The organism is candidate division WOR-3 bacterium, assembly GCA_039801245.1.
Lineage (GTDB): Bacteria > Hydrothermota > Tepidihabitantia > Tepidihabitantales > Tepidihabitantaceae > JAOABP01.
Map to the genome: position 1 here is coordinate 16,673 of JBDRUF010000002.1, position 20,646 is coordinate 37,318.

24 protein-coding genes, 1 tRNA gene and 1 other RNA gene are annotated in these 20,646 nt (G+C 50.2%); 16 read left to right on the forward strand and 10 right to left on the reverse strand.

The window, feature by feature from the left end:
* Positions 1–336: 336 nt before the first annotated feature.
* The 3 genes from ABIK47_00490 to ABIK47_00500 are packed head-to-tail and all read left to right on the forward strand — an operon-like array spanning position 337 to position 2,714.
* Complete coding sequence (locus ABIK47_00490; GenBank protein ID MEO0019106.1) at positions 337–762, forward strand: iron-sulfur cluster assembly protein; 426 nt, start codon at positions 337–339, stop codon at positions 760–762.
* Positions 759–1,385, forward strand: a complete 627-nt coding sequence (locus ABIK47_00495; GenBank protein ID MEO0019107.1) for a sulfite exporter TauE/SafE family protein — start codon at positions 759–761, stop codon at positions 1,383–1,385. The genes ABIK47_00490 and ABIK47_00495 overlap by 4 nt, the downstream gene beginning before the upstream one ends.
* 42 nt (positions 1,386–1,427) lie before the next feature.
* Positions 1,428–2,714 (forward strand): replication-associated recombination protein A, encoded by a 1,287-nt coding sequence (locus ABIK47_00500; protein ID MEO0019108.1) that lies wholly within the window; start codon positions 1,428–1,430, stop codon positions 2,712–2,714.
* Positions 2,715–2,762: 48 nt separating this feature from the next.
* Here ABIK47_00500 and ABIK47_00505 read toward each other — a convergent pair whose 3' ends face one another.
* On the reverse strand, positions 2,763–2,957 hold the full coding sequence (locus ABIK47_00505) for a hypothetical protein (protein ID MEO0019109.1): 195 nt from the start codon (positions 2,955–2,957) through the stop codon (positions 2,763–2,765).
* Positions 2,944–3,093 carry a hypothetical protein gene (locus ABIK47_00510; protein MEO0019110.1) on the reverse strand — a complete coding sequence of 50 codons (150 nt, stop codon included), beginning with the start codon at positions 3,091–3,093 and terminating at the stop codon, positions 2,944–2,946. Before ABIK47_00510 ends, ABIK47_00505 begins: the two co-directional genes overlap by 14 nt.
* Before the next feature lie 474 nt (positions 3,094–3,567).
* Here ABIK47_00510 and ABIK47_00515 point away from each other — a divergent pair, with 474 nt between their 5' ends.
* Genes ABIK47_00515 through ABIK47_00525 form a run of 3 tightly spaced genes read left to right on the forward strand, consistent with a single transcriptional unit; the run spans position 3,568 to position 5,994 of the window.
* Positions 3,568–4,269: a hypothetical protein gene (locus tag ABIK47_00515; GenBank protein MEO0019111.1), complete on the forward strand. Its 702-nt coding sequence runs from the start codon at positions 3,568–3,570 to the stop codon at positions 4,267–4,269.
* A gap of 16 nt (positions 4,270–4,285) precedes the next feature.
* Positions 4,286–4,837, forward strand: coding sequence for a glycerol-3-phosphate acyltransferase (locus ABIK47_00520; GenBank protein ID MEO0019112.1), 552 nt, complete (start codon positions 4,286–4,288; stop codon positions 4,835–4,837).
* A 53-nt stretch (positions 4,838–4,890) separates the two neighbouring features.
* On the forward strand, positions 4,891–5,994 hold the full coding sequence (locus ABIK47_00525; protein MEO0019113.1) for a glycosyltransferase: 1,104 nt from the start codon (positions 4,891–4,893) through the stop codon (positions 5,992–5,994).
* Here the strand turns inward: ABIK47_00525 and xerC are convergent.
* The 3 genes from xerC to ABIK47_00540 form a co-directional block, all read right to left on the reverse strand.
* Positions 5,991–6,893, reverse strand: coding sequence for a tyrosine recombinase XerC (gene xerC, locus ABIK47_00530; protein MEO0019114.1), 903 nt, complete (start codon positions 6,891–6,893; stop codon positions 5,991–5,993). The two genes, ABIK47_00525 and xerC, sit on opposite strands and share 4 nt — an antisense overlap.
* A 67-nt stretch (positions 6,894–6,960) precedes the next feature.
* Positions 6,961–7,896 (reverse strand): T9SS type A sorting domain-containing protein, encoded by a 936-nt coding sequence (locus tag ABIK47_00535; GenBank protein MEO0019115.1) that lies wholly within the window; start codon positions 7,894–7,896, stop codon positions 6,961–6,963.
* Positions 7,897–7,959: 63 nt separating this feature from the next.
* Positions 7,960–9,183, reverse strand: a complete 1,224-nt coding sequence (locus tag ABIK47_00540) for a hypothetical protein (protein ID MEO0019116.1) — start codon at positions 9,181–9,183, stop codon at positions 7,960–7,962.
* Positions 9,184–9,317: 134 nt separating this feature from the next.
* On the opposite strand from ABIK47_00540, the gene ABIK47_00545 reads away from it, so the two are divergent.
* The 3 genes from ABIK47_00545 to ABIK47_00555 all read left to right on the forward strand — a co-directional run bounded on the left by ABIK47_00545 (position 9,318) and on the right by ABIK47_00555 (position 12,345).
* Positions 9,318–11,270 (forward strand): SBBP repeat-containing protein, encoded by a 1,953-nt coding sequence (locus ABIK47_00545; protein MEO0019117.1) that lies wholly within the window; start codon positions 9,318–9,320, stop codon positions 11,268–11,270.
* Between the two features lie 10 nt (positions 11,271–11,280).
* Positions 11,281–11,375, forward strand: a tRNA-Sec gene (locus ABIK47_00550).
* A gap of 28 nt (positions 11,376–11,403) precedes the next feature.
* A complete protein-coding gene (locus ABIK47_00555; GenBank protein MEO0019118.1) occupies positions 11,404–12,345 on the forward strand; it encodes a porin in 942 nt (313 codons plus the stop codon).
* Here the strand turns inward: ABIK47_00555 and tsaB are convergent.
* Genes tsaB through ABIK47_00580 form a run of 5 tightly spaced genes read right to left on the reverse strand, consistent with a single transcriptional unit; the run spans position 12,342 to position 16,753 of the window.
* Positions 12,342–13,049 carry a tRNA (adenosine(37)-N6)-threonylcarbamoyltransferase complex dimerization subunit type 1 TsaB gene (gene tsaB, locus ABIK47_00560; protein ID MEO0019119.1) on the reverse strand — a complete coding sequence of 236 codons (708 nt, stop codon included), beginning with the start codon at positions 13,047–13,049 and terminating at the stop codon, positions 12,342–12,344. The two genes, ABIK47_00555 and tsaB, sit on opposite strands and share 4 nt — an antisense overlap.
* Positions 13,046–13,579, reverse strand: coding sequence for an NYN domain-containing protein (locus tag ABIK47_00565; GenBank protein ID MEO0019120.1), 534 nt, complete (start codon positions 13,577–13,579; stop codon positions 13,046–13,048). The genes tsaB and ABIK47_00565 overlap by 4 nt, the downstream gene beginning before the upstream one ends.
* Entirely contained in the window at positions 13,576–14,307 is a 732-nt protein-coding gene (locus tag ABIK47_00570) for a type III pantothenate kinase (protein MEO0019121.1), read from the reverse strand. The genes ABIK47_00565 and ABIK47_00570 overlap by 4 nt, the downstream gene beginning before the upstream one ends.
* Positions 14,304–15,068, reverse strand: coding sequence for a biotin--[acetyl-CoA-carboxylase] ligase (locus tag ABIK47_00575; GenBank protein ID MEO0019122.1), 765 nt, complete (start codon positions 15,066–15,068; stop codon positions 14,304–14,306). Before ABIK47_00575 ends, ABIK47_00570 begins: the two co-directional genes overlap by 4 nt.
* A 2-nt stretch (positions 15,069–15,070) precedes the next feature.
* On the reverse strand, positions 15,071–16,753 hold the full coding sequence (locus ABIK47_00580) for an FG-GAP-like repeat-containing protein (protein ID MEO0019123.1): 1,683 nt from the start codon (positions 16,751–16,753) through the stop codon (positions 15,071–15,073).
* A 472-nt stretch (positions 16,754–17,225) separates the two neighbouring features.
* Here ABIK47_00580 and ABIK47_00585 point away from each other — a divergent pair, with 472 nt between their 5' ends.
* From ABIK47_00585 to ABIK47_00615, 7 genes are all read left to right on the forward strand, one after another.
* A complete protein-coding gene (locus ABIK47_00585; GenBank protein ID MEO0019124.1) occupies positions 17,226–17,480 on the forward strand; it encodes a hypothetical protein in 255 nt (84 codons plus the stop codon).
* A 16-nt stretch (positions 17,481–17,496) separates the two neighbouring features.
* Entirely contained in the window at positions 17,497–18,309 is an 813-nt protein-coding gene (locus ABIK47_00590; GenBank protein MEO0019125.1) for a fibronectin type III domain-containing protein, read from the forward strand.
* Between the two features lie 114 nt (positions 18,310–18,423).
* Positions 18,424–19,239: a fibronectin type III domain-containing protein gene (locus ABIK47_00595; GenBank protein ID MEO0019126.1), complete on the forward strand. Its 816-nt coding sequence runs from the start codon at positions 18,424–18,426 to the stop codon at positions 19,237–19,239.
* Between the two features lies 1 nt (position 19,240).
* Positions 19,241–19,447 carry a hypothetical protein gene (locus tag ABIK47_00600; GenBank protein MEO0019127.1) on the forward strand — a complete coding sequence of 69 codons (207 nt, stop codon included), beginning with the start codon at positions 19,241–19,243 and terminating at the stop codon, positions 19,445–19,447.
* Positions 19,448–19,467: 20 nt separating this feature from the next.
* Positions 19,468–19,734, forward strand: a complete 267-nt coding sequence (locus tag ABIK47_00605) for a cell division protein ZapA (protein MEO0019128.1) — start codon at positions 19,468–19,470, stop codon at positions 19,732–19,734.
* Positions 19,734–19,905: non-coding RNA, 6S RNA (gene ssrS, locus ABIK47_00610), on the forward strand. The genes ABIK47_00605 and ssrS overlap by 1 nt, the downstream gene beginning before the upstream one ends.
* Positions 19,906–19,925: 20 nt before the next feature.
* Positions 19,926–20,646 (forward strand): Rnase Y domain-containing protein (locus ABIK47_00615; GenBank protein MEO0019129.1); only part of this gene is annotated, 721 nt, incomplete at its 3' end.

The window sequence follows — 20,646 nt, forward strand, 5'->3', positions numbered from 1 at the left end:
CAATGCCCGAGAACGGTGGCAACACCATTTCAGCGAACGCCTTTGTATTTGTTGGGGGCATTTTGCCGGGGTTTAAAATCTAACCCCATTTCCCAAGCGAGCCCAGAACGGTTCTTCAATCCGTCACCCCATCCCCAATCAACTCCGGGATGGTGGAGGGGACCTACCCCTTGAGCAAAAGGTCAGAGAAGATCAAATTGCTAAACACCTGTCATTATGTTACTTAGCAGACTGTTCCCCACTCACCCGAATTTTTTGCGTTAATTTTGAGAAAAAACGCCCCTCCTCTTTAGGGTTTAATTTGCATTTTGACCATTGCCTTACTAAAATTGTTAAATGCCAGAAAAGGAGAGCCGGGTGCTGCGAACCATTTTGCTTGTCATTCTCATTATTGCTGGGGCGGCTTTAACCATCTTGCCGCACTGGTTGCGGACCGGCAGGCGCTCATTTAAACCAATTACCCTTGAGGCGCCGGGCAGGTTTTTCCCCTACCCTTCCTTACCGGATTCGGCTGACATCCTTTTCCGGCTCACCACCGTCATCGACCCGGACCTAAACCTAAGCATTGTTGAACTTGGGCTGGTTGAGACCCTTGCTGTTGACACATCCGCGCAGGTGCGCGTTGTCCTCGGTCTGACAACGCCCTACTGCCCCTATACCAAAGAGCTGGCACAGGCGGTCCTTGACACCGTTGTTAACACCCCGGGCGTAAAAAGGGCGCAGGTCAAAATTGACCCCCACCTTACCCGCCCGCTGCGATGAGCGCAAGGATAATCCTGCAGGCGCTTGCGCTCGGCTTTTCTGCTGGTAGCTTCTGTCTCGGTTTCTGCCTGCCGGTTGCCCTGCCTATACTGTTCGGCACAAAAACCTCAGGGGTGCGCACCTCTGCCGTTCGGCTCATCACATTTCTTTCTGGTCGCCTTTGTGCCTATCTCCTGATTGGCATCATCGCCGGCAGCCTTGGTGCCACCCTTACCCACTCCCTTTTCCTGCGCATCCGGCTATTACCCCTGCTTTACATCCTCCTTGCCCTCTTACTCATCATCTATGGCATTACTGAAATCAACCCCCTTGCCCGTCTTGCACCCTGCCGCTTTATCCAGCCCGCTATCAACTCAATCTGGTTCCTGTTTCCTTTAGGCTTTCTTGCCGGTATCAGCCCCTGCCCGCCCTTTCTCTTGGCAATTACCCGCGTCATTGACATCGCCGGCATCATTAACGGCATTCTTTTCTTTCTTTTCTTCTTTCTCGCCACCTCGCTTTACCTTTTACCTCTCCTCCTTGCCGGCTTTCTCACCCGCTTTTCCCTTATCCGCATCGCTGCCCGCATCCTTGCCATTCTCACCGGTCTCTACTTTCTATTTCTTGCCCTTCGAATCGTCTAACCTTTACCTTTACACATTTTAAAAACGGCTTATAATTATTTGATGCCAGAACAGCCGCTTGCCCCATTAGCCGACCGGATGCGGCCACAAAGCCTTGATGAAATCGTGGGGCAGGGGCACCTTTTGTCCAAAGACAGGCCCTTTCGCAAGATGCTCGAGCGTGGGGAACTGCACTCAATGATATTCTGGGGCCCGCCTGGTTCGGGCAAAACCACCCTTGCCTTGACAATCGCCCGGCACACCCAGGCTGACTTCATTTCCATTTCTGCTGTCACCGCCGGTGTTGCCGACATCCGCAATGCGGTGAAAAGGGCAAAGGAGAACACCCTGTTTAAGAGACGGACCATCCTCTTTGTTGACGAGATTCACCGCTTCAACAAGGCGCAGCAGGATGCGCTCCTTCCCTATGTTGAATCCGGTCTCTTGGTTTTAATTGGTGCCACTACTGAAAACCCTTCATTTGAGGTTATCGCCCCGCTCCTTTCCCGCACCCGCGTCTATGTGTTAAATCAACTCTCGCCCGAGGATTTAAAACTCCTTATGCAGCGGGCGCTTAATTCCAAAGATGGTCTGGCAGAACTCAAACCTGAGGTTGGAGGAGATGTTTTGGACTATTTCACCATTATTGCCCAAGGAGATGCCCGTGTTGCCCTGACCGCACTGGAACTGGCGGTCATCTCAACCGAACCGGACGAAAGCGGCAAAAGAAGGGTTACCCTGGAACTGGCACAGGATGTTGTCCAGCGCAAGTTCCTCCTTTATGACAAGGGTGGCGAAGAGCACTACAACCTCATTTCCGCTCTGCACAAATCCTTAAGAGACTCTGACCCGGATGCGGCGCTCTACTGGCTGGCGAGGATGCTGGAGGCGGGTGAAGACCCGTTATACATCGCCCGGCGTCTGGTCCGCTTTGCCTCTGAAGACATCGGTATGGCAAACCCCAACGCCCTCGTGATTGCCAATGCTGCCAAGGATGCGGTCCATTTTGTCGGCATGCCCGAAGCCAACACCGCACTTGCCCAGGCGGTCATCTACCTTGCCCTTGCTCCGAAATCCAATGCGGTTTACAAAGCCTACACCCTGGCAAAACAGGATGCCTTAAACAGCCTGACCGAGCCGGTTCCTCTCCATCTGCGCAACCCGGTGACACCTTTAATGGAAAACTTAGGCTATGGCAAAGGCTATAAATATGCCCACGACTTCCCTGATGCCAAAGTTGAACAGGAGCATTTTCCCGAATCGCTCAAAGGCAGAAAATACTACTTCCCCTCTGACCGTGGCTTTGAAGCGGAATTAAAGAAAAGGCACAGGCACCCCCGCAACGATTAATTACATTAAGGTTATTGATGAAGACCTTTTCAGTCTAAATTTTTCCTCTTATCTTTCCCTTTCCAGTTCCGGTTTGGGCGGGTTTTTCATCTGTTCATAGCGGGCTCTGCCAGCAGGGGTGCGAAAATTAAGACCTTGTGCTTTTCCCTCGCGTTCCAGTTGCAGCATACAGCCGGCAAGGAAGTCATCATCAAGCATCCTGCCAGCAAGTTCACCGGTCTTTGGTTGCTCAACCGGCATCATCTGCTGCCCAGAGTAGCCAGCTCAGGGTAGCCAAAAGCACTACGATGTAGCGGGTCATTTTGACCTCCTTTTGTTTTAACCTAACAGCCCTCGCTGCCCGAGTTGGCTGAACTTGAGCAGCATCTAACTGTACCATTTAAAACCCTTCTGTCAAGCTTTGCAAAAGGGAATAAAAGAAACTGCTTCCCCTCATTAAGAGCCCGCACTTTGCGCACTGCCAAAGGCAAAGGGCAAGAGGGATTTCTCGACAGGCTCGAAATGACACCCTCACCCCTCCTCTCCCTTAGGGAGAGGGGAAGCGGGATAGGGATTCCTCGACAAGTTCGGAATGACGGGGAGGGGAAATGACCAATCGCGAATGTCTCCCTATCATTAAGAGCCAGAATCTTGGAAAGATTAACAGACAGATTCCTAAATTCTGGTGTCAAACACGGCTAAATCACATACTGGCAAAAGGTTAGTGAGTTTTTAGTTTTTGGTTTATGGTTTTCAGGGCAGGTCCTCCCCACCACTACCCCTACCATTTCGGTTTTGGGTTTGGGTTTGAGAATTGTTTTTATCATTTTTGTCGGTTTTGACATCGGTTTCATCAGCAGGATAATCTTTGGCAATGAACTGGGCTTTGCTGTTTTTTCTTTTTTCCATTGCGGACAGGGCGGTGATTGAAAGTGTGTTTGTGCGCCAGGCTGAGATTGGTCGCAGGCTCGCAGGTGTGAATTATCGGGCTGAGTTCAAGTACATTGAGACCGACATTCTCAAGGGAACAATTAAAAGGCTTGGCTGTATCCGCCGGGTGATAATGACAGGTTATGATGAGCAAACCGAGGTTTTTCTGAGCGCAACCGTTGACGGCAGAGAGGTTGATGGCGAAAAAATGAGGCAGGTCTGTCAGGAACTTAAAAGAAAGGGTCTAATTGCGCGCAAATCAAGGATGCCGTTTCTGGTCGCAACCAGGGATGAGTATGAATACGAGGTTTCCGGGGTTGCTGAGATTCAAGGTGAAAGTTGCCGGGTGATAAAATTTTTCCCGAAAAGGGCGGACAACCTCCATCTGCGCGGTAAGGGCTATGTATCTCTGAAAGGTTATGATGTTGTGCGCCTGGAGTTTGTGCCGGCAAGGTTGCCGTTTGTTGTCAGGGAGGCAAGAATGGTGCTTGATTACAAACCGGTTCAGGGCTTCTGGTTGCCAAGCCGTTTTGCAATGTGGATGGGGTTGCGTGTCAAGGTTTTTAAGGAGTTTTGGCACCAGCGGCTTGAGATAGAGGATGTTTATGATGATTATCAACTGGACCTGAACCGGGATGGGGCTTAGTGTGATTTTGCCTGCGGTGGTCATGCCCCTTGTCGGTTTTCTGTGCGGTTCTTTGATGTTTTCCTTCTGGCTCGGGCTTTTGCGCGGCAAGGACATCAGAAAGGTTGGTGATGGCAATCCCGGCGCGGTTAATGCCTTTAAGGCGGCAGGAGCTTTTGTCGGCACGCTCGGGCTTTTATTTGATTTTCTTAAAGGCGCGCTCCCGGTCGCTTTTGGCTACTGGTATCTGCACATCTCCGGGATTGCGCTCACCGCCCTGATTGTTGCCCCGGTTTTCGGGCACGCCTTTTCACCCTGGCTCAAATTCAGAGGCGGAAAGGCGCTGGCAGTAACATTCGGGGTCTGGTCAGGAATAACGCTCTATCAGGTGCCGGTCCTGATGGGCGCAATCCTTCTGTTCAGCCGTTTTGTTCTGCGCATCCGGCAGGATGGGGTGTGCGTGCTGTTAGCGCTTTTGGGGATGATGGTCTTTGTCATCCTGAGGTATCATTCACCGGTGTTCACCCTGGCGGCGATTTTGACCGCAATGACTGTCCTCTTTAAACACCGTGTCGCTCTCGGTCTTTAATGAACACCGATAATTTCTTTTTTGACAGCTACCGGATTTTAATATTTGTCGCGGTGCAATTTTTGATTGCTTTGAGCAACTGGTTTCTGCTGCGCCGACCGAAAAAGGGAAATAATCCCAATTTTAGACCAAAGGTTTCCATCCTGGTGCCGGCGCGCAATGAGGAGAAAACGATTGCCGCCTGTGTCAAGGCGCTGATTGGGCAGGACTATCCCGATTTTGAGGTGGTGGTTCTTGATGACCGTTCTGAAGACAGAACAAAGGAAATTCTTGCCGGCATCGGTTCAAGAAGGTTGCGGGTGGTTGCAGGTAGAGAGGTGCCGGAGGGATGGACCGGCAAGAACTGGGCGTGTTATCAACTGGCGCAAAATGCGCTTGGTGAAATTCTTCTCTTTACCGATGCTGATACGGTTTTTGAGAAAGAGGCGCTCAGCCGCGCGGTTGGGGTGATGCAGGAGAGGGGTGCGGATATGCTCACCGCAGTTGTCAGAAATCTCCTGCCCAGTTTTGGCGAGCAGATTACCGTGCCCTTTCTCTTCTGGTCAATAATGGCAATATTACCGATAGGAATTGCCCAAATCTGGCGGGGCTCAAAGGCGTTTGTGGCGGCAAATGGCAAGTTTCTGCTCTTTTCCCGGAACGCCTATGAAAGGATTGGCGGTCATCGGGCGGTCAGAAGCGAGGCGGCAGAGGATTTGGCTTTGAGCCGGCTGATAAAAGGGGCAAGGATGAACTGGGTTTTGATTGACTTGACCGAACTGGTTTCAACCAGGATGTATCACGGGTTTTTCTCAGCCGTGAGCGGCTTCAGCAAGAACTTCTTTGCCATATTTGATTACCGGGTTCTGCCCGCACTCTTTGTCTGGTTCTGGATGCTTTTGATAACCTATCACCCTTTGGTTACCGTCGCGCTCTTGATTGCCAACGGTCAGTTAAACGCTCATTTCCTCGCAGCGGCGGCAACAGTGATGCTCTCACTTCTTATCTGGGTTATTACCGCCTTGAAGGCGCGGCTGCCGAAAACAGTGGTTTTCCTCTATCCCTTGACAATGACCGTGGCAGCCGCTATCGGCATTTATTCCCTTTTTTTGACCGTTTTTGGCAGAACCGCTTGGAAAGGCAGGCGCTTGCCCCGGCACCGAATCAGGATTGTTTAGTTGCGCGCACCTGAGCGGGGATGTGCCTTATCATAAACCTTGCGCAGCCGCTCAACGGTCAGATGGGTGTAAATCTGGGTTGACGATAACGAGGAATGACCTAAAAGTTCCTGAACCGCGCGCAAATCCGCACCCCTTTCCAAAAGGTGGGTGGCAAAGGCGTGGCGCAGGGAATGGGGGTTGGTGGCGGTAACACCGGCAATGCGGCTCAAGGCATTAGCAACAATCTTCTGCACCGAACGGCTGGTAAGCCTTTTGCCATCTTTGTTCTGAAATACCGCTTCAGCAGAAGGGTCGGGACGAATCGGAAGGTATCTTTGCAGCGCCTCCTTCTCCTTTCTACCCAAAGGCAAAATGCGCTCCTTCCCACCCTTACCCCGAACACGAATGGTCTCCTGCTCAAAGTCAATGTCAGAGCGGTTGAGCCCGACCAGTTCACTGGCGCGCAAGCCCGAACCGTAGATGGTTTCAAGGATTGCCGCTTCACGGAGGGAGGCAGGTGAGTCGTCAGGTGGTGTTAATGCCTGGGCAACCTGAAACTGGGTGAGGAGCGGTGGGAGTTTTTTCTCCAGACTCGGTCCCTTGATGCCCAAAACCGGGTTTGATGGCAAGGTGCCGGTCTCAACGAGATAGCGAAAAAATGACCTGAGGCTGGAAAGTTTGCGGGCGGTGCTTTTGCGGGTGTACCCATAGCGCATCACCGCGCCGATAAAATCCCTGATGTCCTTGCGCTCAATAGCGACCAGGGGCTTTGATTTTAGCCGGTCAGAGCAGAAGTCAAAAAACTGGCAGAGGTCAATCCTATAGGAGCGAACCGTATGAGGAGAAAATTTGCGCTCCTTTTTCAAATAGGCAAGGAAGTCGTTGAGGGCAGACCCGTATTCCGCATTTAACTGCACAAGAAAATAATACCCCCATTTAAAATTTTGTCAAGTAGGAAAAAACCTATCAGTCCTTAGGCTCTTTTTAATTCACCTTCACAAACCTTTTGATTGCATTCACCTTGCCGATTTTCAGCCGCAGGAAGTAAATTCCGCTCGGCAGATTCCACAGGTCCACCTGATACGATGTCTGACCGTTAGCTAATATCGCCTTTTTCAGGTCGTGGATAATTCTCCCGGAACGGTCGTAAATCCCGCCGCTAATTGATTGCGCTTTAGGGGCATTAATCACAATGTTAACTATGCTGCGACAGGGGTTTGGTCCGATTTCAATATCCAACTCTCTGGAGCTGGTGTGTTTTTCAGGCTCAACGACGCCGGTGGGTGGGGTTTGGGCGAAGATGCCAGCGCCATTAGTGCCCGCAAAAACTGTGCGCGGTGCATCACTGCGGAATCCTAAGCAAAGGATGTCGGTATTTGTCAGCCCTTCGTTAATCTGCTGCCAGTTTTCACCGCCATCGGTTGTGAGATAGATACCATTACCGGTTCCGGCATAGATGATGTCATCATTGGTCTGGTCAAGGGCGATACATCTGACATTGGTAAAACTCCCTGTGCGCGTCCAGTTTTCACCGCCATCGGTTGACTTAAAAAGACCCTGACTGGTACCAGCATAAAAGAGTCCTGGTGTCAATTGCGAGGCGGCAAGACGGTAAATGATTCCCGTCAAACCGTTGCCGATGTGCTGCCAGGTTGCGCCCAAGTCGGTTGTCAACAGGAGGAGTTTGTAATTATAGGCAGAATCGCCGCCGATTAAAATCCGGGTGGAGTCAAACGGGTCAAACAGGATGGTGTTGGCGCGGGCAATTGAGTCAGGCAGGGTATCACGAATCCAGGTTGAGCCATTATCAGTTGAATAGGAGGTCTGAATCCTGTAGGCGCTGTTGATTGAGCCATAACCGCAGGAAAATATCAGTTCAGGGTTATGGGGCGAGATGGCAAGGTCGGCACCATCAATCAAATAGCTCTCAATCTGTGTCCAGACGGACCCGCCGTCTGTGCTCCTGAAGAGCTCGGCGTTGCCTCAACCCGAACCTTCCAAAGCCCAGACAGTCAGCGGGTCAGAGGGGTTGACCGCAAGGGCGCAGATGTTGCCGCAGGAAAGAAACTCTGGACATCTCTCCCAGGAGATGCCGTTGTCGGTAGACTTGAAGACCGCATTGTCAAGACATTCGGCATAGATTGTACCCTCGTCGTTGGCAAGGGCGATGGTCTTGATTTTGTTAAAGGAAAAGTTAGTGGTGATGTGCATCCAATTGTTGCCGTAATCGTTGGAAGCGAACATCCCTGCCTTGGTGCCGAGATAGACGGTAGCGGTATCAGTCGGGCTGGGGAGAAGGCAGAAATAAGGGGTCCCTAATAGTCCGTTACTGATTGTTGTCCAGGTCTTGCCCGTATCCTGACTGCGATAAACAGTGCTGGTGGTTGTCACATACATAACCGCAGGGTTCCCCTGGGCTGATGCCATTCGGTAAATACCAGTAATTGTTGCTGTCCTTGTCCAAGTTGCGCCCCGGTCGGTGGAACGATAGATGCCGCTGGAATAGGGGGTGACAAAGATGATGTTAGGGTCAATCGGGCTGATATAAATTGCATAAGGGTAATAACCATTAACACCCAGCCCAATCTCCTCCCAGGTTTCACCCCGGTCGGTTGAACGATAAACCATTGTAGCACCACTGCTGCGATAACCACCGGCGTAAACTGTCACTGTATCAATCGGATCAATCGCCAATGAATAGCCATAAGATGTTGTAGAAGATGTGTCGCAGATGAAGAGATTCCAGGTGGTACCGGCATCATCCGACCTCGCCACCGCAGTATGATAGACACTCCCCGAATAGTTATAACCAACCGCATAGATTACATCATAGTTCAAAGGATTGAACTCGATATTGCGAAAGTAATTGTTAGTGGGGGTTGAAAGTCTTGTCCAAGATGAACCGCCATTGGTACTTTTATAGATATAGGAGCCCACCGGTGCATAGATGATGTCTGGATTCTCGGGATGGACAAGAATGTCAATGCAATAACCGCTCAGGGAACCGGATGTTAACTCCCAGGTTCTGCCTTCATCAGTTGACTTGACAAGGCGCGTGGAGCTCGCATAGGGCGCAAAGTAGATTACTGGGGGGTCGGTTTGACTGATGGTGCCGGAATAAACCGGGCCCCCTTGAGGTCCAACTGGTGACCAAGTACAAAGGGCGGTTGTAACGGTAAGAATAAATACGGCAAGGAATCTATTCATAACAAAACTCCTTTAAAAAATAATAAAATTACATTAATCGAGGTCAACTTTTTCTTTCGTCAATCAGGAGTTGACATTAAAGGCATTCGGCAGTAAAGTTTTTTATGTAGAGATGTTATATGAGAGGAGTAGAAATGAAGGCATTTTGTCTGCTAACGGCATTCTTTTTGCTGATGCCTGAGGTAGTTTTTGGTCAGCTGGATACCGCTTGGTTGCGGTCAATTGATGGTGGCACAAGAAATGAGGATATCTTTTCAGATATGTATGTTGATGACTCGGGTAATGTCTATGTCACTGGGATGATTATCACCAGTGGGAATTATGGTGACATCTTCGTCCGGAAGTTCAGCCCAGACGGCGTGGTCTTGTGGAACACAGTATACGATGGCAGGGCACATGAGGATGACTCAGCTTCAGCGCTGGTGGTGGATAGTATTGGCAATGTTTATGTTTGTGGCTGGACGACAGATACATTGGCAGACAAGGATATGGTGACATTGAAATTATCCAACAGCGGGGAATTGGTCTGGGTGAGAAGTTGGTTCCGTATTTTTAACGGTAACGACGCCGCCCATGCAATTGCGCTTGACCGTTTAGGCAGAGTCATTGTTACTGGGTATTGTGCTGATAGTTTTAACAATATTGATTACTGCACAATCTGCTACAATGCTGAAAACGGCGACACGGTTTGGGTGCGTTATTACAACCGGACACCAGAGAATGATGAAGATATTGCCTATTCAATCTGTGTCGATGACTCCAATAATATTTACGTCACTGGGACCAGTTATGATGATGACACCGACTATGATATCGTTACCATCAAGTATCGACCGAATGGAACCCAGGCTTGGTTGCGCCGGAAGAATAACTGGCCCTGGTGGGGTGACGATTACGGGATGAAGGTTATTTTTGACCCGGTAACAAACACGATAATTGTTGGTGGTATCGTCTGGGATGATAATCAGGACTACAATTACTTCACGATGAAATATTCAAGAAATGGCGATTCGCTCTGGGCACGGACATACAATCGCTATCCGGCAAACAATGAGGACCTTCTCAGTGCGGTTGCAGTTGACCAGTCGGGCAATGTTTTTGTTACCGGAACAAGTCTTGATGATGTTACCGATTATGACATCGCAACCGTTTCTTACAGCGCTATCGGCGGTGTGCGCTGGAGTCATCGTTTTGATGCCGACCATCTTGAAGACGGGGGTGCTGATTTGACTGTTGATTCCATCGGTCAGGTCTTGGTCATCGGCACTGCTGAAACTGACATCACCTGGCAGGACATTGCTTTTGTAAAATATGATACATCCGGCACACTCATTTATTCCTATCTCTGGGATAATCCGTTCAGCCACGACGAGGATTGGGGCTACAAAATCGCAGTTCAGCCTGACGGACAGATGATTTTTGCCGGAACAAGTTATAGCGATTCCACCGATATTGACATCGTTGTCCTGAAGATGTTTCAGGTGCTTCACGATTTTGCTTTGAGCGAGCTGATCCTGCCGGAATCACTCTATATTGAGGATACGCTGAAACCAGAGGCGGTGGTCACCAATCTGTCAATTAATAAGGATAGTTGCTGGCTGCGGCTGACAGTTCAGCCCGGTGAGTACCGGGATTCTGTCTGGGTTGTGCTGACACCGGGAATGCGGCAACGGGTATCGTTCAGACCATTCCTTGCCGATACAGTTGGGCTACTAACAGTTTGCTCTTGGGTTAATCTTCCCGAAGACGAAAAAAGGGGAAATGATACCATCTGGAAGGAAGTAGTTGTCTGGCGGGAAAGTTCTGGAATAGCAGAAGAAAACATTACACTAAGGGTATTGAAACTGACGGTCACACCTAACCCAGTAAGGGCATTCGGGCTGGTGAGATTGGATGGACCGGTTCCGCCAAAAACTTTCCTCAAGATATATGACCGGACTGGTGCCTTAGTTAAGGAGTTGGAAGTTGGTGGAAATGAAAAGTCACATTTCAAGTTCGATGTTCGTCCCCTCCCTGCCGGCGTTTATTTTTTGTGCCTTGATCAACCAAGAGGTGGCATAACAAAGAAGGTTGTTGTGCAACATTAGGTAGAGAAGCGGAGGCGGATGGGTGCTGGTGTGCCTGGCGGACTTCAAATCCGTATGGTCGGCGATTTGCTGACCGGTAGGTTCGATTCCTACCCGCCTCCGCCAGCTTTTTAATAAAAATGGAAGAAAGGGAATGAAAAAAATTTTAATTGGAATTTTTTGGGTAACTATGGCATTGGGAGAGTTGAATTTAGTTCCTGGCCGTCTTAGCATTGATGGGCTTTTTGTTGGTTACGGGGTTATTTATCAGGGAAGAAGCAAAGGTTGGTCAAATAACGGTTTTGAATTCCGTTGGCGGCTCGGAACCTTGAGTTTAACAGGTGATATCAGGGAGAATACTACCGCTAAGATTGAGTTTGATTTTTCTCACCTTTCTCTCCGCGACCTTTACATCCACTTCAATTTGGGTAAAGGCTTTGCGTTACGAACAGGTCAGTTTGCTATACCGATGAGTTTTGAAGCGGAAACACCCGAAAGATACTTGAAGGTGGAGGAGTATTCAATTTTATACGGTATTATGAGTAAACCCAATACCATCCGTGATATCGGCATCTTATTGGACTGGCAGGCGCAAGTTGTGGGGTCCGCTTTGCGTCTTTTGACAGGGGTCATGAATGGGACCGGTCCGAACAGCACAGATAACAACACAAACAAGGATGTTTTTACCCGGGTGGTCTTTACACCGGTAAACACAGCCAATTTGAGTCTCGGGGGCCGTGCTTATTGCGGCTGGGTTAATCCAGAGGCGGTGCGCTGGCTCGGATTTGCCGGGGAGGCGGTCTATCAGGAAAAATCCTTCACCATTGCCGCAGAAGTGGCTTATCGCCGTTATCAGAACATATCAACCTCTGCTGGCTTATTAGAAGCAGCATACGAATTTGGGGTTATTGCACCAGCGATGAGGTTTGAAGGGATGCGTAGCACCGATGGTCAACAGCAATTCCGAGTCCTTTCTGCCTTAACAGTGAAACCGGTGGGTGATAATCTAAAGGTTATGATTGGCTATCAATACAACACGCTTAGGAAGATTTGGAGTTATCAAGGTTTAATAGTTCAATTGGTAACCGGCTTTTAGGAATCGCTTTGCCGAGGCTCTCGTTTTAATTCCGCATCGGTCCGGCGGAGATAAGTTGGCTCAAGCTTGGTTATGTCATCCCCGCCTTCTTTTACTAACAAATCAATGCCAAGGCGAATGACAGCGACTGGAGAAGGAAAGGTAATTCCGATTCTGTCAATATGATACCCCGCCTTTTTCAATACTGGTTCTGCCAGCTCGGCACCATCACCAGCAATCACTAGACTATTGCTGGACAAATTTGTCTGACCAAGTAACCTGGCTAACCCTTCAGGACTGACAACCTTTGGTGCAATAATTGCTTCCCCACCCTGATATAGCCCGGCGTAGACCTCGCCTTTGCGTGCATCAATCAGTGATAGGACCAATTGATTTCCCCTTTCCGTTTCCGCGGTAAAACTTAGTGCCCTTAGGGTATTGATACCCTTAACCAAAAGCCCTCGTGCCACTGCCAGACCCTTGGTGACACTTAATCCCACGCGCAACGAGGTGAACATTCCCGGTCCGATGGTCAGACAGATGCCGGTAAGTTCGTTCAGTTTTATTTCCGTCTGAGCAAAAGCGGTGTCAATTAGCGGCAAAAGACTCTCATTATGACTTACCTCGTTAGGGGTCCTTTTTTCCCAAACAACCCTTTTATCCTTAACCAATGCCAGTCCGGTTGTACGTCCGCTCGTTTCCAGCCCTAAAAAGGCGCCATTCACAATACCAATGGCTGTTCCTCTTCCCGCCCGGGAAACTGTGGTTTCACCGCACCCTCAATCTCATCCAGGTTAATGTACTCATCGCAGGCGCGAATGAGTTCCACCGAAGTATAGCCTCGTCCGAGACCGATTGTCACCACTCTTTTCCCCCTTTTGGAAAGCCAGTCAACCAAGGCGACAAAGTCCCCATCACCGGTAACAAGCACAATCTCATCCAGCCAGTCGCTCATTGAGAGAATCTCAAGGGTGATTTCAATGTCCATATTTGCCTTGATGGTGCCATCCGGTCGCTCCCGCACCGGTTTAGCCACAACCCGATAACCCTGAAATGAAAGCGCATCGATCAGCCGCTGCCGCCGTTCGTCATCCCGGCGGTAGGGCACAAATGCGACAAACTTGCAGTTCTCCTTTTCTCTCGAGCCGGTGGTAATGATGTGCCGGATAACCGCATCATAACGAACCTCCTTGCCCTGCCGCTCAAATGTCTCTTGAACATTCTGAACATCAATAAATACACCGGTCTTAATCATCTAACCTCCTTATTAAGATAAAAAATTTCTCTAAGACCCTTTGAACCAAGGTCTTCATCAACGACCTTGATGGAGCGTAAATGGCATCCGAACCTTTGTGCCAGCCCGCCGGTGGCCACAACAAAATAACTTTCTCCGGTTTCAATGCAGATTCTTTTGATGATGTCATTTAGTCCACTACGGAGGAGATTAAAAACCCCTGTCTGAATTGCCGGTTTGGTTGTTCGGCAAATCACCTTATTGGATGCCAAAAACCCCACCCTTGGCAGTCTGGCGGTTTTCTCAGCAAGACAGGAGAGCAGCATCTCCGCACCTGGAAGGATGGGACCACCAAGAAAATCGCCGTTCCTCTTCACGATATTAAAGGTTATCGCTGTACCGAAATCAATGATAATTAAATTTTTTTTGTAAAGGGTGTATGCTCCGACAGCCACACACACCCTGTCCGCTCCAAGGGCGCGCCGGTCATAGTGAAACCTGAGCGGTGTCTTGGTGGTGGCACCAACGAGCAAGGTCGGTGTCTCTTGGCAAAGCCGGCGATAAACCGGTAGGGTCAGTTTCGGCACAACCGAAGCCACTGCCGCACCTCTCGTATCCTTTGTCAATCGCAGCCGCTCAAGAGACTCAATCACTTTGGTAGTGGGCACAATCATGCGCCTTACAATCCCTTGGTTATCAAACCAGACGAATCTTGTCCGGCTGTTGCCGATAAGAACCGTGAGAATCAGCGCAGCCTCCTCACCTGACCCGCATTGAACACCACCAGCCTGCCGGCATCGGTGCGTAAAACAACTTTTCCTTCGTCATCGATGTCAATGACCGTGCCGATATATTTCCGCAAGAGCGTTCTGATTTCAACCCGCTGATGCAGGATGCTTGACCTTTTCTTAATTTCTTCCCAGATTTCCTTAACATTTCCCTTGTAGACTTCATTTACCATTTGAAAAAATTCGAGCAGGAAAAGGTCTAAGAGCACAAACCGGTCAAAACCTTTGCCATAGGCAAGATACAAGGAGCCCGCATCGAGCAGATTCTCGGGCATGCCGGTCTGATTAACATTGACACCGATACCCACAACCACCGCATCCCGACGCTGCTCAGAAAGAACGCCGGCAACCTTTTTGTCACGAATAATGACATCATTTGGCCAGCGCAAAAGCGGCATTGGCTCCTTTACACCCGCCGCCTGTTCAATCGCCCGGCAAAGGGCAAGACCGGCAATGTGGGTGATGAGACCCGCGCCCGTAAAGCCTGGCTTAGGAAAGAAAAGAACAGAAAAGATAAGGCTGTTTTCATCCGCAAACCAGCGCCTTCTGAACCTGCCCCTGCCCTTTGTCTGTCTGTGCGCCACCACAATCGCCGGCTCCTTCTGTTCGGCAAGGGTAAAGGCATAATCGTTGGTTGACTTCACCTTCTCCAAGAGATAAACCCTGCCATAATGTGCCAGCCGGTTGAGAAGTTCACCCTGAATGCTATCCTCTTTTGCCAATTTTACCTCGCTTTTACTCTTATCAGTTTTGCTGGGGCAAACCCGTCTGCCTTCAAGACATAAACCCCTTGCGGTAGAACCTCGCCCTGCTCATCCCTCCCGTCCCAGACAAATCCCGCTCCTTTCAAGTTTATTTTCCGCACCAGCCTGCCATCCTGGGCATAAATCCCTGCCATCATTGGCTCAATTTCTCCTCTGCTGAAACTGAAATTCATCAAACCCGCACTCGGATTCGGGCTCACCCGGAAATGCCTGTAAACCTTTGGGGGCATAGCCGCGGAAATGCCCGCCGGCGTGGTATTGAGAAAGACCAGATTGCCGCCAAGGGTGTCCCAGTTTGTTACCGCAAGGTCAGGATGGTCGGAATAGCGATAGTAAAATACAACATTACCGGTTCCGGAATCTGGTGCCTGGGCAAATGAGACCCAGCCTGCCAAAGGGTCAAAACAGAAATCTTGATAACCCTTGCGCTCGCCATTCACCTTGACACTGTCCAAAAACTGCACCGGTCGCCTGTGCAGATAAAAAAGTTTGCGTCTGCCATCACCGTTATGAGCCTCAACAACCTCGCTCAGATGGCTGTTATCAACATCGGTCCATATTAAAGCCTCGCAGACCAAGCGCTGGGGATTGGGCGGCGACCAGGACCAGGAGGGCAAGGTCTCCAGGACACCGGCATTGTTAAGATAAACAACCGCAGGTCGCCACCAGCCGCCAGCAGCCAGGTCTAAATAGCCATCGCCATTGACATCGCCCCAGGCAACGCATGAGGAGTAAAGATTTGTGCCGCGGCGCTGCATATTGAAGGTGGCAATGGTATCCAAAGTGCCGTTATCATTGTGAAAAACCTTGATACCATTCGGGTCACCCAGCTGGTCATTGCTCGCCACCGCCAAATCAAAAAACCCGTCCTGGTCGTAGTCACCAAAGTCAAGCCGCAAAACCCAGCCAACCCCCTGCCGCGCAACCCAGGAAGGGCTTGTCTCCAAGACGCCATCGTTATTGCGATACATTGACACCTTTCGGCGCTGACCGACAAACAAATCCAAATCACCATCATTGTCAATATCGCAGAACCTGATGGCATCGGAAGGCACGCTGTCGGTTGCCGACCAAAAGGGCAGACTGTCAAAAACACCGCCGTTATTCTGATAGATGCGGGCACGGTCATAATTGTTGGTATAGGCATCACCCGCAGAGATGGCAAGGTCAAGGTCACCATCAAGGTCAACATCACCCAAACAGCAGTCAAAAGATGAGTGCCTGTCAGCCGCAACCCAAAAGGGTTGGGGTTCAAGCCCTGAGTCGCTGTTAAGATAAAGGCGCACCTTCAACTCGCCGGTCATAAAATAACCGAGATAGGCAACCGCAAAGTCAGGTAAACCGTCATTATTGACATCACCGCTATAGCAGTGCCCGAAATAGCCGGAGTCAATAGAGCGCCAGGATGCATTTGTCTCCAAAACCCCGGTGTTATTCAGATAAACCGCATTGCGGTCATAAGCCATATCATTGCCATTGGAGATTAAAAAATCCAGATAACCGTCGCCATTCACATCCGCGAAACTGCCACCGGTTGAATAGTCCCGGTCAAGCGAAATCCAGTCCGGTGCGGACGGCAAAGGCACCTGGGCAAACGGGAAACTCAAGCAAAACGATAATAAGAGAAATCCGGTCTTTTTCATCTTCTCTACCAGTCTAACCGCAAACCCTGCTCTGGTCAAGAACAGATAAAAAAATTCGCCCACCAATCCCTTTTAGCCGGTTCTTATACAAAAGCCAAAGGGAGCGATTGGAGAGAAACCCAGTTTTCATCCCCAGAGCGAGATAGGAGGGGGAGGGGTGGGGAGGACCTACCCTTTGAAGGAAAAAAACAAGAGGCTAAGAATCTTAAGTAATTGTCAGTTCGTGCCTTAACCCAATTTTCACCTAAATTGGGCACTGGTGCAGTTGTTCTAAACCGGGAGAGGTAGGGGATAGTAAGATGGTTGAGTTTTTGGGAGGGGGTGATGGAAATAAAATGCTTGACAAGGAGGGGAGGGGGGGTAAAATTAGATGAGTAAGTTTGGAGGCTCTTGGTTTTATGTGGCGGAAGCAGAGGTCATTGCGGCGCTCTGGTTCCGCTAAAAGGAATAAAAGTCAAAAAAGGAGGAATTCGTGAAAAAACTAATCGCCGCTTGTGCAATCGTCGCACTGATTTTCGCGCTCGGCTGTCCGAGCAAAAAGACAGAGGAAAAGGCAAAGCCGACAAAGGCTGAAAGCACCTTAACGGTGCCGCCGCCGGAATCTGCGGCTGTGACACCGGCAGAGTCGGTTAAGGCACCGGCAGAGTCGGTGAAGGCACCCGAACCGGCACCTCAGCCCAAGCCGGCACCTCAACCCTCTGGTAAACCACCTAAAGTGGGCCGTTAAAAGAAAGGAGGAGGAAATGAAAAGGCTACTGCCTGTTCTAACTATCCTCGCCTGGGTAGTTCTGGGTGTCATTTCGATTGGCTCTGACTGCAGTAATATCGTCGGTGGCGCACCAACCGGTCTTGCGGTTGTTGCTGATTCCGACTCAACTGTTAAACTCACCTGGAGTGCGCCCGCAGAAGGAACACCGGACAAATACATCGTCTATTTCAAGGCGGTTGATGCTGCAGACTTTGTGATGGTTGCCAACAATGTTACTACCACCTCTTATGTCCATAATCCCAATGGCAAAACCGGGACCTATAAGGTTGCCGCCCAGTTCGGCTCGCAGGAGTACCCAAGCCTGACAACCGTTTCCACTGTGCCGATTGCCACCTCAGCATTGACGGTGGCTGAACTCAACGCGGCGGGCAACTCCGGATATGGCTGGAGCCGGACCAATGGCACAGGCGCTACCTACTCAATGACGCAGGCGGCAAATGCGGCAAATGTTGACTTCTACATCACCGACTTCCAGACCTCCACTTATTCAATTGCCAGCCCTGACATGGGGCCGACCGACCCTGGGAATGTTGTACCTGCGGGCTCTTGGCGTGTGAATGCGATTGCCGGACCTTTGACAAGCGAGACTGCACCTCTACCTGCTCATAATCCCAATGTCTATGCCAATTATCAGGACATTACCCAGACACCTTTCCTTGCGGCTATCTATACTCAGGATGGCTATTATGCGCTGGCAAAACTTGACGGTTTCAACGCTGGCGACAAGACCTATCAGGTCTCTGGTTGGTTCCAGCTGGTTAAAGGGTTGCGGTTAATCCAGCACTAAAGCCTAACCCCACTTTTGGAGCCCCCGTTTTTCGGGGGCTTTTTCTTTTATCCAAAGTTGACAGGAGGGGATTCTATAGTTAGCCTGATTTAGTAAAAAATTTAGGAGGAGCTTATGAAATCTGACTTTTATCTGTTTTGTTTACTCAGCGCGGTTGCCGGCGTTGTTTTATTTATCGGCTGCGGTGTTATCGGCGGTCCACCTGGAAATCTTCAGGTTGCCGCTGCCACCGATTCAACTGTCCAACTTGTGTGGACGACACCGGCAGCAGGTGTGCCTGACAGTTTTCTTATCTATTTCTGCCCGGTCAATGAATCGGTTTTTACAATTATCGGCGACACCAGTGCCAATACTTTTGTCCACAACCCACAAGGCAGGACCGGGAGGTATCTGGTCTCGGCGGTCTTTGCCGGCAAGGAGTATAAATCGGATACGGTCACAACCATCCCGGTTCATACCGAAGCCCAAATAATCTCTGAGCTTGACGGCACCGGCAATGCCGGATATGGCTGGGACATTGACTCGGGGTTTGCCCGCAGTTACTCAATGCGCGACACCGCCAATGCCCCCAAGGTTGCCTTTTACATCACCGACTTCACCACCGGTTCAAGCCTGCCCTATCGTATTGCCAGCCCGACAATGGGACCTTCAGACCCTTCTGGTGTTGTGCCTACCGGTAGTTGGCGCAAGAGTGGGTTCACCGATCCGCTGTTAGATGAAAATGCACCCTTGCCCAAGATTGACTCCACTCGTTACTTTAACTATAGCACCATACCCCATACCTCACTGCCGGCTTATTTTGGCGTATATACAACCGCAGATGACCATTACGCGCTGATTAAGGTCATACGGGTGAATGGCGCCAATGCCACCGTAGAGATTGAGTCCTGGTTTCAGGTGATTCCGGGTTTGCGCCTGATTGAACATTGATATGAAGGCGGGTTACCAACCGGATAAGGTGCTCATTGAGCAGTTCAACCTCCTCGAGGAAAAGATTGATGCGGCGCTGGGGTTAATCCAGCGGCTGAAAGAGGAAAAGCGGCGGTTAGAGGAGAGGCTCTCCGAGGAGGAAAAACTGCGCGGGGAGGCGGTGAGAATGTTAAACACAATTATTGACAAAATCGAGACACTTCTATAAAATTCAATAAACGGGAGCCTATGCAGAGTTTTGTTGTTAAAGTCTTTGGCAGTGAATACAATGTTAAAGCCGACCAAGACGGCGAATATGTTTTGAAAGTTGCAGAAATTGTGGACCAGAAGATGAGGCAGATTAGTGAGCAGTATCATCAACCTGCCACCGCCAAAACCGCGGTTTTGGCATGTCTGAATCTGGTTGACGAGTCGCTCCAGGAGAAAAAGGCAGCCACCGAGTGGATTTGCCGTCGGGTTGGCGCGCTCATTGAAAAATTGGAAGGGGTTGTTTAGGCTCCCTGCAGTGTCCGTGATAGTGGCTGAGTCTTGAGCCAACACCCGTTTAACGGGGGCCACTATAGAACGGTGGAGTGATGCCCGATGAGGGCGACGCGAAGCCGCTCTGAGGCTCCCACCTGATATACGGGTTCAGAGACTGCACTACACGACACCTGCAGGGTTTTATTTTCTCTAAGGAGGCAATGATGGAATGGAATATCGCTTATTTTGTTATTGCCATCGTAATAATGATGGCCTTGGGTATTTTAGGTTTTTGGGTTGGAATCGCAGCAAGCCGGCGGACGGCGCGCAAATTTTTAGCGGCACGGGAGGCGGATGCCGTGGCAATAGTTGCCGAAGCAAAGAAAAGGGCTGAAGAAACTCAGCGGGAGGCAGAAGAGCGAATAAATAAGGAATGGGAACGGGAAAGATTGAAGTTTGAGGCACAGACCGCTGCCACCCGTCGGGAACTGGAACGGATAGAACAGAAACTTGCCGAAAGAGAGGCGTTTCTCTCGCGCCGTGAAGGGGTTTTAACGCAGAAGGAGGCAGACCTTATTAAAAAAGACCGGGAACTGGCGGCGAAGGAAAAGCTCATTCGCGCAAAGATGGAGCGGGTTGACCAGCTGATTGAACAGGAGAACAGCCGCCTCGAACGGATTGCCAACCTTTCTTCAGAAGAGGCGCGAAGGGAGCTTCTCCGTAACCTTGAAAATGAAGCCCGACTCGAAGCCGCAAAGTTGATGCGTGAAATCAAGGAAGAGGCAAAGGCACGGGCTGAAGCCGAGGCGCGGGAGGTAATTGCCGCGGCAATCCAGCGCTGCGCGATTTCCCATACCGCGGAAACAACCGTTTCAGTTGTTAACCTGCCGTCAGACGAACTTAAAGGTAGGATTATCGGTAGAGTGGGCATAAACATCCGGACAT

Bases quoted from the DNA above. Each gene is read 5' to 3' on its own strand.
- ABIK47_00490 (MEO0019106.1), top strand. From the start codon at position 337: ATGCCAGAAAAGGAGAGCCGGGTGCTGCGAACCATTTTGCTTGTCATT.
- ABIK47_00495 (MEO0019107.1), top strand. From the start codon at position 759: ATGAGCGCAAGGATAATCCTGCAGGCGCTTGCGCTCGGCTTTTCTGCT.
- ABIK47_00500 (MEO0019108.1), top strand. From the start codon at position 1,428: ATGCCAGAACAGCCGCTTGCCCCATTAGCCGACCGGATGCGGCCACAA.
- ABIK47_00505 (MEO0019109.1), bottom strand. From the start codon at position 2,957: ATGATGCCGGTTGAGCAACCAAAGACCGGTGAACTTGCTGGCAGGATG.
- ABIK47_00510 (MEO0019110.1), bottom strand. From the start codon at position 3,093: ATGGTACAGTTAGATGCTGCTCAAGTTCAGCCAACTCGGGCAGCGAGG.
- ABIK47_00515 (MEO0019111.1), top strand. From the start codon at position 3,568: ATGAACTGGGCTTTGCTGTTTTTTCTTTTTTCCATTGCGGACAGGGCG.
- ABIK47_00540 (MEO0019116.1), bottom strand. From the start codon at position 9,183: ATGAATAGATTCCTTGCCGTATTTATTCTTACCGTTACAACCGCCCTT.
- ABIK47_00545 (MEO0019117.1), top strand. From the start codon at position 9,318: ATGAAGGCATTTTGTCTGCTAACGGCATTCTTTTTGCTGATGCCTGAG.
- ABIK47_00555 (MEO0019118.1), top strand. From the start codon at position 11,404: ATGAAAAAAATTTTAATTGGAATTTTTTGGGTAACTATGGCATTGGGA.
- ABIK47_00565 (MEO0019120.1), bottom strand. From the start codon at position 13,579: ATGATTAAGACCGGTGTATTTATTGATGTTCAGAATGTTCAAGAGACA.
- ABIK47_00580 (MEO0019123.1), bottom strand. From the start codon at position 16,753: ATGAAAAAGACCGGATTTCTCTTATTATCGTTTTGCTTGAGTTTCCCG.
- ABIK47_00590 (MEO0019125.1), top strand. From the start codon at position 17,497: ATGAAAAGGCTACTGCCTGTTCTAACTATCCTCGCCTGGGTAGTTCTG.
- ABIK47_00595 (MEO0019126.1), top strand. From the start codon at position 18,424: ATGAAATCTGACTTTTATCTGTTTTGTTTACTCAGCGCGGTTGCCGGC.
- ABIK47_00600 (MEO0019127.1), top strand. From the start codon at position 19,241: ATGAAGGCGGGTTACCAACCGGATAAGGTGCTCATTGAGCAGTTCAAC.
- ABIK47_00605 (MEO0019128.1), top strand. From the start codon at position 19,468: ATGCAGAGTTTTGTTGTTAAAGTCTTTGGCAGTGAATACAATGTTAAA.